Raw genomic sequence first — 13568 nt, forward strand, 5'->3', positions numbered from 1 at the left:
AATGATACCCGGTAATAGGAAAATGCCGTTGCCCCCGGTGGGCAACGGCATTTTCAGAGTGACTGTAGTGAAAGAAGTCGGCGTTGTAGATTAGCCGCGTGACATCAACGGGCCTGGATTGGCCAGATATTGTTCGCGGATATGTTTTGCCGACCAGTAGGTAAGGGCGGCTACCGTACCGGTGGGATTGTGTTGCATGTTCTGCGGAAAGGCACTGGCGCCCATCACGAACAGATTATGTGCATCCCAATGCTGAAGGTAGCGATTGAGTACCGAAGTGTTCGGGTCAGTCCCCATGACTGCGCCACCGGTGAGGTGAGTCGATTGATAGCTGGAAGGGTCAAAATGGTCGCCACGCTGTTTGACGCTTTCAGTGTGATACTCCGGCTTGAGCTCGGTGACGATTTCACGCATGCGTTCGGCCATGAACTCGGTCATGCGTAGATCATTCTCTTTCCAGTCGTAAGTCATGCGCAGTAGCGGATCCCCATGTGGATCCTGGTATGTGGGGTCGAGATCCAGATAAACGTCACGGTAGGACATGTTGCTACCAGTGGTCCCCAGTACCATGTGATGCCCGTAGTGCGCCTTGATCTGTTTCTTCCACTCACTTCCCCAGCTCGGCGTGCCTGGTGGCGTGCGCAATGCTCCGATGGCGCCCCCAGGCCCTTGGGTCGTATAGATATAGGAGCCACCGATGAAGCCGTGGCTTGCCGTATCGAAGGTGTCCGGGCTGAAGTCGTCAATAACCTGACCGCTGCCGCCGGCCGAAATGAAGGGATTGAACTGATGCTCCTTGAAGTAAAGATCCATCGAGCCGGTGATCTGATAGGAGAAGTTACGCCCCACTACACCGGTGTTTTGCTCCGGATCATAGGGCTGGCCGATCTCCGAAAGCAGCATCAGACGTACGTTCGACAGCGGGAAGGAGGCGAGGATGACCAAGCCGGCTGGCTGAAAGATCTCGTTACCCTCGGCATCGTAATAGAGCACGCCTTTGACGGTATCGTCCGTGTCGCTCTTGACGATGCGTGTGACCTCGCACCGAGTTCGATAGTGGAAGTTGCTACGTTGCTTGAGCGCATCCAGCGTGCAGGTCTGTGGCGTGGCCTTGGAGTAGTTGAGGCAGCCGTAATTGCTGCAAAACCCACAGAAATTACACGGCCCCAGCTGCATACCGTAAGGATTGGTCCAGGCCCCCGACACATTGGCTGAGGGGTAGGGGTACGGATGCCAGCCGAGTGACTTGGTGGCCTTGGTGAACAGGACATCGGTCAGGGTTCGTGGTAACGGCGGTAGCGGGAAAGGATTCTGGCGTGAGCCTCGAAGGGATTGCCACCTTCGAGAAGCTCGCCTTGCACATTACCGGCCTGTCCGGAGAGTCCGGCGACCTTCTCGAAGAAGTCGTAGTGAGGCTCCAATTCCTCATAGCTGACGCCGTAGTCCTGAATCGTCATGTCTTCAGGCAGGAAGCCCGGTGCAAAGGTGCGGTCTGCAAAGCTCTTGAGGGCTAACTCGTTGGGCGTAGCGCGGTACAGCACGCCCGTCCAGTGTGAGCCAGCACCGCCCACGCCGTCGCCGGGGTGGAATGTAGTCCAATGGCGCTGGGGGACGGCCTGTTCGTCGCGATTGCGTCGGATGGTGACGGTGCTCTGCCGCGGACGCTGCATCATCTTGAGTCGCACGCCGTACTTTAGTTCGTCGGCGGGCTTGGGATAGAGGAAGTCTTCCTTGGTCCGATCGCCGCCGCGCTCCAGCGCCAGCACATCCAGGCCAGCATCGGTCAGTTCAAGGCCCATGATGGAGCCGGTCCAGCCGAGGCCGATTATCACGACGTCGACTTCAGGTTGGGTAATGGCCATGTGGTGATTCCTTTCAGTTCGACGACGGGGTACTGGAGGGTATGGGGGCATGCTGACGGAGGTATTCGGGGCGACCCTGCTGAGTGGCGTCGACAGGGCCATGATTGCGCCGTACCTCTGCCACCTGTTCTGGACTGACGGCGGAGGCTTGATTCCCCCAGCTCTGGCGCACGAAACTCGCCAGACTCGCGGCTTCATCGTCAGTCAAACGCCAGTCGAAACCTGGCATTTGTAGGCGTTCGGGACGCTTGGGAGTTGAAGGAAGCTGGGCGCCGTAGAGCATGGTGCTGATCAAGGCTTTCGGATTGTCGGCAGTCGCCTGCGCGTTGCCGACCAGTGGTGGGAAGACGCTATCAGCCCCCGCGCCATTGGCAAAGTGACAGGCGTTGCAGTTATCCAGATACAGCCGAGCGCCTTCGTCGAGCGAGATGGCGGCCGTCAGTTGATGGGTAGTGGCGTCGCGGGCGGAGGAAGACTTCGAGTCAGACGTCGCCTGACTTGCTGGTACGTCGCCGGAGGCGTGCGATGCTTTGTCGGATGCGCCAAGGGTGGTCAGGTAAGCGGCGATGGAATACAGGTCTTCATCATTGAGGTGTGAGGTACTGTGCTGAATGACCGACCGCATCTCCCCACCAGTAGCCGCATGACGACTGCGGCCAGTGGCGAGGTAGTCCACCAGATCCTGCTCTTTCCAATTGCGCAGCCCTGAACCATCGCCGCCGCGCAGCGAGGGGACCTGCCAGCCATCTAACTCACTACCGGCCAGGTAATCGTCGCCGTCCTGATCGTTCAGCGCCTTTTCCTGCATGAACATCCCACGAGGGGTATGACAGCTGCCACAGTGGCCTGCGCCTTGTACCAGGTAGCGACCACGGTCAAGTTGTGCATGACGTTCAGGTGATATCGTGCCTGTTGTTTGCTCGAGTGAGGTATAGGGGGCTTCATCGGCAAATAACCAATTCCAGGCGCGGATGCCCCAGCGCTGATTGAACGGGAAGGATAGTGAAGTCTCGGGAGCAGGTTTGGCCACTGGCACTACGCCCTGCATGAAGTAGACATAAAGCGCATGCACATCATCATCGTTGAGGCTTGCATAGGCGGGATAGGGCATGGCCGGATACAGGTAGCTGCCATCAGCACGAATACCTTGGCGTAAAGCTGCCGCGAAGTCCTGCTCACCATAATCACCAATTCCCGCTTTGGGATCTGGAGTGATATTGGTGGCATAGATGGCGCCGAAGGGGCTATCGATCGGACGCCCGCCGCCGTAGTCCTCGCTGGCATCTTCACGAGTGTGACAGGCCATGCAGTCGCCTGCGCGCGCCAGATAGGCTCCGCGCTTGATGAGCGCAGTATCGGCTGGCGTGTCTTGGGGGCTGATGCCCTTGCTGTCGTCAGAATTGCCGATCGCGGCTATTGCCACGGCCGTAGTACCCAGAGCGACCACCACGAGTGCCAGACGCGCAGGGTGGTTAAAATAAGGGATCATCCGATGCTCCTGCCGCCCCTCGTCATGCGAGAGGCGTCGCTTTTCGGTCTAGAGTAGGAGGCCAAGATCAGCCGCGCTTGCCAGCGAGACTTACCGGGCCTAGCGGATAGGGCACATCGTGTTGATCGACCCATTCACGGAAGCTGGCGCGTGCACCCGTAAAGCCGAGCATCTTCCAACCAACCATGTCGCGGTTGCCGCCATACATCGGATCAGCCAGATAGCCTTCTTTAGTGTTCTGCAATAGAAAGCTAAAGAAAGTCGACGATGGTAGGTCGGAAATACCGGCAGCGGCGAAATCGGCCTTGCCAGCCTCCAGCTCGCTCAGAAGGGTATCGCGCTGCTCGGCAGGCAGGTCTGAAAACTCCTGGTTCATACGCGTCATGGCATGATGGCGAGCGCCCTTGATACCGAGGCGATAGAGCTCGGCAGGGGTATGCGGAAGTTGATAGCCGAATACTGGATCGGCGTTCGGATGAAAGGGGCCCTGCATGTACCAGTCATTTGCCTGGCCATAGTCTCCAGTGAGCTCCTTGTCGATAAATACGGGTACATTGGCAGTCAGGGCACCGGCACCATGTTCATCCTCGGGAATCAGTCGATCGGTGGCGGCGAGGATGAACTGCCATTCCTCGTCCGAAAAAAAGGTGGGTGAATACTTGTGGAGCGGAGGCATGTCAGCCTCTGCCGAGGTAGCCAGTAAAAGGCCTGGTGCCACGGTTACGGCAGGGATCATTGCCAGCGAACGACGGATGAATTCACGTCGTTGCTGACCCTCGAGGTTGAGCGGCATGCTTGTCTCCCAGGTGCAATATGATGTCGCGTCGTCAGTTGTACGTGCAGTATCAGGTAGTAAATAAACGAGAGGCTATCTGGGAAGCTTGGCAGATAGATGTGCCAATCAGCGATGTAGCAGCGTGTCGTATTCAGTCAAGACAGCAAGACCAAGAGAAGCTCGCGGGGGATGTTGCATTGCGTATAATATTAACAAAAATCAGAAGTGTGATTTAGGAGCACTATCCTATATCGGTGTGACGGAGGGTTGCGTTTTTGCATGTCAGCAGATGTATAAGTGGCATGTGAGCTAGCAGATGGCAGAGCAATGTGTAGTGTTATGCGCAGAGAATGAGTTTCTTCCCCGTTTAGGTTGATGAGTTGCTCATGAAATTGTCCCATGCTATCCATTCCTCGTAAAACACGCCAAATATTGGACAGAGCACCCAATGTTTTGTGGCAGTTTCAGAAATAGAGCAGAGAAATGATTGCGGTTATCAAACAATAGATGGCAACGGCGAGTCATTCGGCGGCTGCTCATCACGACATGATTAATGCTTGATATGGTGTCTTTCGTATTATCAGGCTGTGCAAAGTAAAGTCCTCGGCGAATCCGTGGCCCTAGCGCATCAGCAGATCTGTCCCGATCTCTCTGAAGTCAGTGGCGCTTCGCATGAGGGCGTGAGCCGTCAATGCTTCGACACCGTAGACGCGTGTCGTCACGGCATGCCGTGTTGAGACGTGCTCGAGTAGCATGGCGAAGTCACCATCGCCGGAGGCGAGAATGATCTCGTCAACTTCAGGCGCTGCTTCCATGACATCGATAGTAATCCCGACGTCCCAGTCCCCCTTGGCCGAGCCATCACTGCGCTGGATAAAGGGCTTGAGCTTCACTTCGAAACCGATATCGCGCAGACGCTGTTGAAACTGCTGCTGCTTCGGATCACCACGATCAATGGCATAGGCATAGGCATGCTGAATAGTCCCCAGACGCTCAAGCTCTGCCCATAGACGGCGATAGTCGAACTGTCGCCCGAAGGTGTCGCGAACCGTGTAATAGATATTCTGAACGTCAATGAAGACAGCCAGTCGCGGGGGCGTGGCGGATGTGCGTGCATGCTGAGTGTCGTGCAAGGAGGAAGCTGACATGAGAGATGCCGGAGAAAACCGAGAGGGGATAACGTCAGACTGAGTGCTGATCGTTATTTGGGAAAAGCGCCGGCCGCTACCTGACAGGAAAGGGCAGCGGCTGGAGGTCAGTACATGAGTTCAACATGTGAACTCTGTTGCTGGAGCTTGATTGACAAGCTTCAGCCTTTGGCAGCGGGATTGGATGGCTTCGGCGGTGCTTTGACGCCGATGACCTGACCGCTAACGCCAGATTCGATCACATTGACCTTGCCGCCCTTATCCAGGAAGGCCTGCATCTGTGCTTCAAGAGACGCCGAGGTTTCAACAGCGGCGGGAGCTTTCTTCTTTGCGGCTGTACGGGTGTTGGCCATGCGGGACTCCGTTCCGAGACTGGGGGTGGACGACCACTATACCATACCCGCCGTTTTGCTGCTCGATGGCGACAAGATGAAATCATAAAGACGGTTTTTGCCGCGAAAGATCAATGTTGTCGCCAAACAGCTCAAACGCGTCATGACGCAGGTCTCTCGCTGTGTTCGTGCGTATTCTCCGCCGTTGCACGGCCGTGGACTTCGCACTGTTTATGGTCTGAGAGGACCTCGATGACTCGGCAATCACGGACCTGTCCGTCATCGCCGTGGCTAAGCATTCGCTGCAGCTCTTCACGGAGTGCCTCAAGACGCTGCAAGCGTGCCTCGACTTCGTCGAGGTGATGCGCGCCACTGCATGTATCTCCTCGCAGGGGCGTTCAGGGGTATCCGAGAGACTCAATAGCTCGCGAATGGCCGGGACTGGGAAACCAAAGTCACGTGCATGGCGAATGAAATTCAGACGACCAAGCGTGGTGTCGCCATACCGTCGTTGATTGCCTGCGTTGCGCAGCGGTGGCGGTAGCAAGCCAATATCTTCGTAATACCGAATGGTCTGTACCTTGCAGTCGGCCTGTAGAGCGAGATCGCCAATGCTCAGCGAGGAGGAGGTAGGCATGTGTGGGCTCCATGCGAGTAAGTCTATCGGCGAGAAAATGTGTCAGAGAACCAGTGGCCAAGTACCGCAGTAAATATCGGGGCGCCAACAAGACAAGACAAGTTTTTGTCTATGAGATTGTGCGCCTGGATTTTAGATTCTTGCTGCCAGAGAACAGCGGCGCGTTGCTGGTTTGCCAACACTGTGTTCTAGCGCCTCCAAGCGACTAGCTGTTGAATTATTGGCCAGTGACCAACAGGTAAGAGGGACTACGGGGGGTATGCGTTGATCAAAAGCGCTGCCTTCACGAGGAATTGGCTTAAGGAGCACATCGCATGGCGAGCACTTTTGAAGGTAAGACCCAGGCCTACGCAGTAACGTCAGGTACCTCAGACTTGGCGCCGTGGACCTTCGAGCGTCGCCAGCTGCGCTCAGATGACGTTGCCATCGAGATTCTGTTCTGTGGTGTATGTCACTCGGACTTGCACGTGGCGCGCAACGACTGGGGGTTCTCACAATATCCACTCGTGCCGGGTCATGAGATCGTCGGCCGCGTTACCGCTATCGGCAACCAGGTCAGCCAATACAAGATCGGTGATATGGTCGGTGTGGGCTGCATGGTCGACTCTTGCCGAGAGTGCAACGCTTGCAATGAAGGGTTGGAGCAATACTGCCGCGAAGGCATGACCATGACCTATGCCAGCCCGGACCGCCATGACGGTAGCCTTACCCAAGGAGGCTATTCTGACAAGATCGTGACCAGCGAACGCTTCGTTGTTTCCATCCCTGATGCACTGGATCCTGCTGAGGCCGCGCCACTGCTGTGTGCCGGTGTCACCACCTATTCGCCGCTGCGTCACTATGGCGTCAAGCCAGGTGATAAGGTCGGTATCATTGGCATGGGCGGCCTGGGCCATATGGGCATCAAGTTTGCCAAGTCCATGGGTTGTGAGGTCACGCTCTTTACTCGCAGTGAGGCCAAGGTGGTTGAAGCGCGTGAGAATGGTGTCGATCACGTGATCGTCTCAAGCGACGATGAGCAGATGACGGCTGCCACAGAAACTTTCGATTTCCTGCTTGATACTGTGCCGGTACCGCATGATCTCAACCCATACCTGAATACGCTCAAGTATGATGGCACACACATCCTGGTCGGCCTGATTCAGGAAGTGGACCCGGCACTTCAAGGCGGCAACCTGGTCATGAAGCGCCGCGTGCTGGCAGGCTCGCTGATTGGCGGCATGGCTGAAACGCAGGAAGTCCTCGACTATTGTGCAGAGCATGGCATCGGCTGCGATATTGAAATGATCGATATCCAGAATATCAACGATGCGTGGGAGCGCATGCAGCAGGGCAAGGTGAAATATCGCTTTGTGATTGACATGCAGAGTCTTAAAAACGCCCCATGACGCGTCGCGTGGCTGCTTTGATGCAGCCACGCAGTGAATGATAAAGCCCTCGCCGATGACGTATTGGTGGGGGTTTTGACGTAAGATATGTCACAAAATTGCTACAGGATGATTCCCGATGTGCTGTAAAACGCGTATAAAAGCGCGATGAAAACGCCAAAGAGAATCCAGCCGCTCATAGATGACGGCCTGGTCGATGAAGTGCTCCGCCCCTTAATGAGTGGTAAGGAAGCCTCGGTATACGTGGTGCGCTGCGGGAATGAGATCCGTTGCGCCAAGGTCTACAAGGACGCCGCTCAGCGCAGCTTCAAGCAAGCTGTGCTGTATCAGGAAGGTCGCAAGGTGCGTAACAGTCGCCGTCAGCGTGCCATGGAAAAGGGCTCCGGCTTCGGTCGTAATCAACAGGAGGCTGCTTGGCAAAATGCCGAGGTGGATGCCTTGTATCGTCTCGCTGCTGCTGGCGTGCGTGTGCCGGAGCCCTTCGGGTGCTTCGATGGCGTATTGCTGATGGAGTTGGTGACCGACGATGAAGGAAACGTGGCGCCGCGTCTCAATGATGTGTCGATGTCAGCCGAGCAGGCGCTCGAAGACCATGCGGTGATGATGCAGTACATCGTGCGTATGCTGCATGCTGGCCTTGTGCATGGCGATCTGTCGGAATTCAATGTGCTGGTTGATGATTACGGTCCGGTGATCATCGATCTACCACAGGCTGTCGATGCGGCGGCCAACAATAATGCCAAGGGCATGTTGGCTCGTGATGTTGCCAATATCACCGCTTATTACGCGATGTTCGCACCAGAGTTGGCAGAGACTCGCTATGCAGATGAGATTTGGGCGCTGTTCGAAGCCGGTGACATGGATCCTGATGCCGAGCTGACAGGGCTCTTCGAAGATGATCCCGAAGCCCCGGACGTAGATGCGCTGTTGGAAAACATCATGGCTGCGATGGAAGAAGAGCAGGAGCGCAAGGCGCGTCAGAAGAGTGCCGAAGATGGCGATGAAGAAGACTGAGTTGAATATCTTCATGTGCTGCACTGTGTGAGCTGCCAGTTTCAGCGATAGCGCTCAGAGGACAAAGAGACAGCGCGCATAAACAACAACGCCGCCCCGGAATCCGGAGCGGCGTTGTTGTTTATGGGCAAAGCGTGGTGAGACGAGCGTTGTTACACCGGATCGACAGCATGCTGCTCAGTTTCCGGATCATGGCGGCGATGACGCAGTTCGATACCCTTGAGTAGATTACGCAGAATCTGGTCCTTGCACTCGCGGTAGTGGCGATGATCCGGCTTGCGGAAGAAGGCCGAGAGCTCTGACTTGGTAATCATCTCGAAGCCTGCCAGGGCCAGCAGGTCAAGCATGTCATCGTCTTTCAACTCAAAGGCAATCTTGAGCTTGCGCATGATGATGTTGTTGTCGGTGCGTTTTTCCGGTGCTGGCTGTGGCCCTTCACGTTTTCCGCGGCGCACGTTGATCAGGCCATTGAGGAAGCGGGCCAGGTCCTGGTCCTTGATGCGCTGCTGTGCTTCATCGTCGTCACGTTTCAGCCAGTCACTGACTTCGGCGCGGGTGACTTCATGGTCAGCTGCCGCAAAGGTGGCAATCATATCGGTGTCGGAAAGATTCAGTGCGTAGCGCAGGCGACGGATAATGTCGTTATTGGTCACGGGCGTAGGTCCGGTCGGGAAGAAGTCTTGAGGGAAATGAAACGAGCGTCATGGCAAAGTTCTCACACCTTGGGAAAGCGCGGACTGCCATGGGAAGACGGATGGCGCGCAGCATACCAGATCAAGGTGGGGGTTCGCTCCACTGCAGTCGATGTGGGTCAAACCCGGCGCTCAGGGTCGGTTTGATGATGTCGAAGTAAGGTGAAATGTCGAAATCGCGTGGCGCAAACAGGCTGTGATGTCGAATGTGCAGGAACTCTCGATAACAGTGCAGGCAATCAGGATCGCTTGAGGGTAATGACTCCCGATCGGGAAGAATAGGGTAGCTCACCGACTGAAAGGACTGTGCAATCAGCGATGAACAGATGGCACGCGTAGGATCTCCACTGCCGAGTGCCAGCATTCTGCGACGATAGCGACTGGGTACCGGTGGCATGCGGATCAGATAGCGAGCCAAGTCGAGGATATTGCGCAAGTCATAGTGATTGCCCAAGCGTGCTTCGGCATGGGCCACCAGCGTGTCAATTTCTTCATCGCTGAGTCCAATCGGCCGGCAGATACGCGTGTGTTGGTGCCAGTAAAGATTGAGCGGTACGCGGCGCACTCCCTCTGCGACATCTGCTTCCAATAGGCAATCGCCCCTGACGGGATGGCCGCGCGCATCGAGAGGCGTGCGTGTACACAGTGCTGCGTGCGACCAAGTCGACTGGGTCAGGTACTTGATAGCCGTACTGATACGTGAAGAGCCTTCCACCAGCAGGATATCGCCGCGTCGGAGGGTTGCAGCCAGTCTCTCGGGAGATGACGTGGCTGGCTGCATCGGTTGGTGGCCTGGGTGCGTCAGATAGCGTGCCAGCTGATCGCCAATCCGACTGCTTACCCAGTTGAGTCCACGCATCTTGTGTCTCCTGCCTTGACTGGCGGTAGTCAATGACCCGTGATCGAGGCGGCCAGGCTGTCAGCGCCCCGGTGACGGCACATCATGATGACTGACATCTTCACTGCGCGCTGTTTCGGTCGCTTCAGCATGATCTTCAGCGTCAGCTTCTGGCGCCTCGCGAGTATCGCTGGTGTCCTGGTTAGGTGTCAGCGCTAACTCTGTGAGCAGAGGGAAGTGATCAGAGCCGAACGCTTCCATACGTGCCACCCGCACCACACTGAAGTGGCTGCTGTGAAAGAGATGATCGAGCGGCCAGCGCAACAGCGGCAAGTTGGCATGGAAGGTGTTGAACATGCCACGGCCCACGCGCGGATCGAGCAGCCCCGACAGCTTGCGGAAGAGATGTGTCGTGCGCGACCAGGCCACATCATTGAGATCACCGGTGACGATCACCGGCTGACGGCTTCTTGCCACGCTTCTTGCCACGATGACCAGCTCGGCATCGCGCTCAGATGACTCTTCATTTTCGGTCGGGCTTGGGGGCGCCGGGTGCAGAAAGTGAACACGAATACGGTCCCCACTCTTGAGCTCCAGCTGGGCATGCATTGACGGTACGCCTTCTTCCACGAGGTAGTCGATGCTGGCATCGTGCAGTGGCAGGCGTGAATAAACGTGCATGCCGTAAAGATTATCCAGTGGGCACTTGAGTGTATGGCAGTAACCGTAATCAGGTGTATTGGCCTCGAGCACATCCAGCCGCTCTTGCCACCAGTCATCAGACTCCAGTGTCACCAGGACATCTGGTTTTTCACGCTTGACGATGGCCAACAGCTTGTCGCTTTCGTGGTTTGTTGTCAGCACGTTGGCGGTCAGCAGGCGCACGTGACGTTGGGGATCACTGTGCTTCGCCACACCTGATTCACAGGGATATAAGCGGGTATAAGGAAGAATCCAGTGGGCTTGATAGATGACGCCTGCTAGTGCGATAAGCACCAGCGGTGCCCGCATGGCAAGTGATAGGTCACCGATGCACAAATCTGCTAGCAGCAAGACAGCCCACAGCACCGCGAGTTGCAGGCGTGGGAAGTCCATGACACGGACCGACCAATGACGCAGGCGTGTCAGTGGCAGCAATGTAAAAAGTGCCATCAGTAACGTCAATACGCCTAGCAGGCTGAGAATCATGAGTGCTCCGGTCAAAGGGGAGATAGCGAAATAGTGGCTTCACAAGTGAAGGTCGATACATGAGTAGTGGTGCCGAGCACGCTCACAATCAATGTGTGGGTTCGCTCACGATACTCATCTTCATATGTTTGCTGTCTGTATATGTGCCATTTGGGCATCAGGGCGCTATACGTCGTTGCCGCCACAGGCGTGAAATCCAGTGCCAGCGATTGATCAGCAGCGCAGTGAAGATCAGTGAACAGCCCGTTATCTGGATCAGCGTCATACGCTCGCCAAACCAGGCCGCAGACATCAATGCTGCCCATACCGCTTCCAACATCAATATAACCGAAGCGTGGCTCGGCGTTGTGAGGCTCTGGGCGTGTATCTGCAGGAAGAAGCGTAGGGTACTGGCAATCAGCGTACTCGCGAGAAACCAGCTGAGGATGTCGAGACTGATGCCGGTTGGCCAACTTTCACTTGCCGCCGAGAGTAGTAGGCAGGTAAGGCCGGTGGTCATCAGCTGAATGGCGGTTAGTGGTAGTGCTGGAATATTGCGTACCAGCCGTGAGTTGAAATTGAACACCAGCGCAAAAATGCTCGCTGCGCAGAAGATAAGCCACTGAGCTGGTTCGATCGTAAAGCCGTCTGTCGCGCCAGGTTGCCCCATCCCCAATAGCGCAAAGCCCAGCAGTGCCGTTGGCAGTGCCAGCCAGGTGCTGCGGGGTGGTCTGTCCTTGAATAACAGGCGTGCGACCACCGGCACCAGCAAAATGCCAAAGCTGTTGATGAAGGCAATGACTCCGAGTTGGTCCGAGAGTGCCACCCCAAGTGACCAGCAGGCCATTGCGCCGCCGAACAGAATGCCCACCCCGCCGGCACGCAGCTTGTGTGTGCTCGATAGTTGGCGCAATGAGCGGGCATCAAATATGGCCAGGATGAGTCCTGCGAGCAGGAAGCGACTGCCAATGAACAGCAAGGGGGGCATGCCAGCCATTGCTTCCTTGGAGAAGATCCAGCCAGCGGCGGCAATGATGGTGACTAGCAGCAGCAAGAGATCTGCCTTGAGGGGAGGGCGTGAAGACGTTAACTCTGAGGCAGTACTCATATGGACGTGGTGACTCCTTTATGCATTAACACTCAAGTGCCCTCTATCCTAGCAAGGTGATTAACAGGTTGCTGATGTTTCCAGTGATCCATCGGCTTCACAGGCTTGCACCTCCAGTGGCTGTAGGTCTTAAGCTGCTTGCATCATGACGTTGATTGCCCAGGAGGCCGCATGAGCCAGACGCACCACGAGTCACCATCAGCTTGCTCATCTCATGAGCATTCGCACGGGGATGGCGAAGGCCACCACCATAACCATGCTCCGGAGGTCACAGCTGATAGCGAGAAGCGCGTCAAGTTTGCCATGTACCTGACAGGTGGCTTCATGTTGGCGGAAGTCGTCGGCGGGCTGGTCGCGGGCTCACTGGCGCTGTTAGCCGATGCCGGACATATGCTGAGTGACACCGTGTCACTGGCGCTGGCCTTGGGTGCATTTCGATTGGGCCACCGAGCGGCCACGCGCAAGCTGACGTTTGGCTATGCACGCTTCCAGGTACTGGCAGCCTTCGTCAATGGTCTGACACTGCTCGCAATTGCGGTCGCGATTCTGATCGCGGCACTCAAACGGCTTTGGTTGCCCTCCGAGGTGCTGGCGGGGCCCATGCTGGTCATTGCCGTACTCGGGCTTGTCGTCAATATTGCAGCCTTCTGGGTCTTGCATAAAGGAGACCAGGAGAATCTCAATCTACGTGGTGCGATGTTGCACGTGATGGGTGATTTGTTGGGTTCGGTGGCTGCTATCGCTGCCTCGCTCATTATCATGACCACCGGCTGGAATCAGGCCGATCCGCTGCTCTCGTTGCTGGCCGCTGCACTGATTCTGCGTGGCGCCTGGTCATTGGTGAAGCGTTCGGGCCATACGCTGCTGGAGGGTACGCCGGAACAGCTGGACCACGCAGATATTGATGCAGGGCTTGCGGCACTCGAAGGTGTCGATAGCGTCCACGATCTGCATTTGTGGGGGCTGACACCTCAGTCACCGATTGCCAGCTTGCATGTGGTTGTAGCGCCAGGTGCGGTGGCGATAGAGGTCCAGCAGCGCGTGCAGGCCTATCTGCGCGATGAGCATGAAATCTTGCATGTCACAGTACAGTTGGAAGGAGAGGCTTGTGAGCAGGG

The 13568-nt window shown here is 56.4% G+C and carries 14 protein-coding genes; 3 read left to right on the forward strand and 11 right to left on the reverse strand.

What is annotated here, in order from left to right; all coding sequences use genetic code 11:
- Positions 1 to 90: 90 nt before the first annotated feature.
- From BF12_RS22475 to BF12_RS20015, 7 genes are all read right to left on the reverse strand, one after another.
- Complete coding sequence (locus BF12_RS22475) at positions 91 to 1176, reverse strand: GMC family oxidoreductase (RefSeq protein WP_211242454.1); 1086 nt, start codon at positions 1174 to 1176, stop codon at positions 91 to 93.
- A gap of 98 nt (positions 1177 to 1274) precedes the next feature.
- Positions 1275 to 1862: a GMC family oxidoreductase gene (locus BF12_RS22480; RefSeq protein WP_211242455.1), complete on the reverse strand. Its 588-nt coding sequence runs from the start codon at positions 1860 to 1862 to the stop codon at positions 1275 to 1277.
- 13 nt (positions 1863 to 1875) lie between these two features.
- Positions 1876 to 3351 carry a cytochrome c gene (locus BF12_RS0112680; protein ID WP_024952597.1) on the reverse strand — a complete coding sequence of 492 codons (1476 nt, stop codon included), beginning with the start codon at positions 3349 to 3351 and terminating at the stop codon, positions 1876 to 1878.
- Positions 3352 to 3418: 67 nt separating this feature from the next.
- Entirely contained in the window at positions 3419 to 4144 is a 726-nt protein-coding gene (locus BF12_RS0112685; RefSeq protein WP_024952598.1) for a gluconate 2-dehydrogenase subunit 3 family protein, read from the reverse strand.
- Between the two features lie 602 nt (positions 4145 to 4746).
- The gene (locus tag BF12_RS0112695) at positions 4747 to 5274 is read right to left on the reverse strand and encodes a LabA-like NYN domain-containing protein (protein ID WP_024952600.1); all 528 of its coding nucleotides are present in this window, start codon (positions 5272 to 5274) and stop codon (positions 4747 to 4749) included.
- Positions 5275 to 5435: 161 nt separating this feature from the next.
- On the reverse strand, positions 5436 to 5627 hold the full coding sequence (locus BF12_RS0112700; RefSeq protein ID WP_024952601.1) for a PFL_1563 family small protein: 192 nt from the start codon (positions 5625 to 5627) through the stop codon (positions 5436 to 5438).
- Positions 5628 to 5709: 82 nt separating this feature from the next.
- Entirely contained in the window at positions 5710 to 6243 is a 534-nt protein-coding gene (locus BF12_RS20015) for a MerR family transcriptional regulator (RefSeq protein ID WP_439644515.1), read from the reverse strand.
- A 314-nt stretch (positions 6244 to 6557) separates the two neighbouring features.
- Between BF12_RS20015 and BF12_RS0112710 the strand changes: the two genes are divergently transcribed.
- Positions 6558 to 7631, forward strand: coding sequence for an NAD(P)-dependent alcohol dehydrogenase (locus tag BF12_RS0112710; RefSeq protein ID WP_024952602.1), 1074 nt, complete (start codon positions 6558 to 6560; stop codon positions 7629 to 7631).
- A 147-nt stretch (positions 7632 to 7778) separates the two neighbouring features.
- Positions 7779 to 8645: a PA4780 family RIO1-like protein kinase gene (locus BF12_RS0112715; RefSeq protein WP_024952603.1), complete on the forward strand. Its 867-nt coding sequence runs from the start codon at positions 7779 to 7781 to the stop codon at positions 8643 to 8645.
- Between the two features lie 152 nt (positions 8646 to 8797).
- Here BF12_RS0112715 and BF12_RS0112720 read toward each other — a convergent pair whose 3' ends face one another.
- The 4 genes from BF12_RS0112720 to BF12_RS0112735 all read right to left on the reverse strand — a co-directional run bounded on the left by BF12_RS0112720 (position 8798) and on the right by BF12_RS0112735 (position 12450).
- Positions 8798 to 9298 (reverse strand): YehS family protein, encoded by a 501-nt coding sequence (locus BF12_RS0112720; protein WP_024952604.1) that lies wholly within the window; start codon positions 9296 to 9298, stop codon positions 8798 to 8800.
- Positions 9299 to 9419: 121 nt separating this feature from the next.
- The gene (locus BF12_RS0112725; RefSeq protein ID WP_024952605.1) at positions 9420 to 10196 is read right to left on the reverse strand and encodes a YiiX/YebB-like N1pC/P60 family cysteine hydrolase; all 777 of its coding nucleotides are present in this window, start codon (positions 10194 to 10196) and stop codon (positions 9420 to 9422) included.
- A gap of 60 nt (positions 10197 to 10256) precedes the next feature.
- Positions 10257 to 11363 carry an endonuclease/exonuclease/phosphatase family protein gene (locus tag BF12_RS0112730; protein ID WP_211242456.1) on the reverse strand — a complete coding sequence of 369 codons (1107 nt, stop codon included), beginning with the start codon at positions 11361 to 11363 and terminating at the stop codon, positions 10257 to 10259.
- A 157-nt stretch (positions 11364 to 11520) separates the two neighbouring features.
- Positions 11521 to 12450 (reverse strand): DMT family transporter, encoded by a 930-nt coding sequence (locus BF12_RS0112735; RefSeq protein WP_024952607.1) that lies wholly within the window; start codon positions 12448 to 12450, stop codon positions 11521 to 11523.
- Positions 12451 to 12621: 171 nt separating this feature from the next.
- Between BF12_RS0112735 and BF12_RS0112740 the strand changes: the two genes are divergently transcribed.
- On the forward strand, positions 12622 to 13568 hold a 947-nt coding region (locus BF12_RS0112740; protein WP_024952608.1), incomplete at its 3' end, for a cation diffusion facilitator family transporter.

The organism is Cobetia crustatorum (genome assembly GCF_000591415.1).
GTDB classification, from domain to species: Bacteria; Pseudomonadota; Gammaproteobacteria; order Pseudomonadales; family Halomonadaceae; genus Cobetia; species Cobetia crustatorum.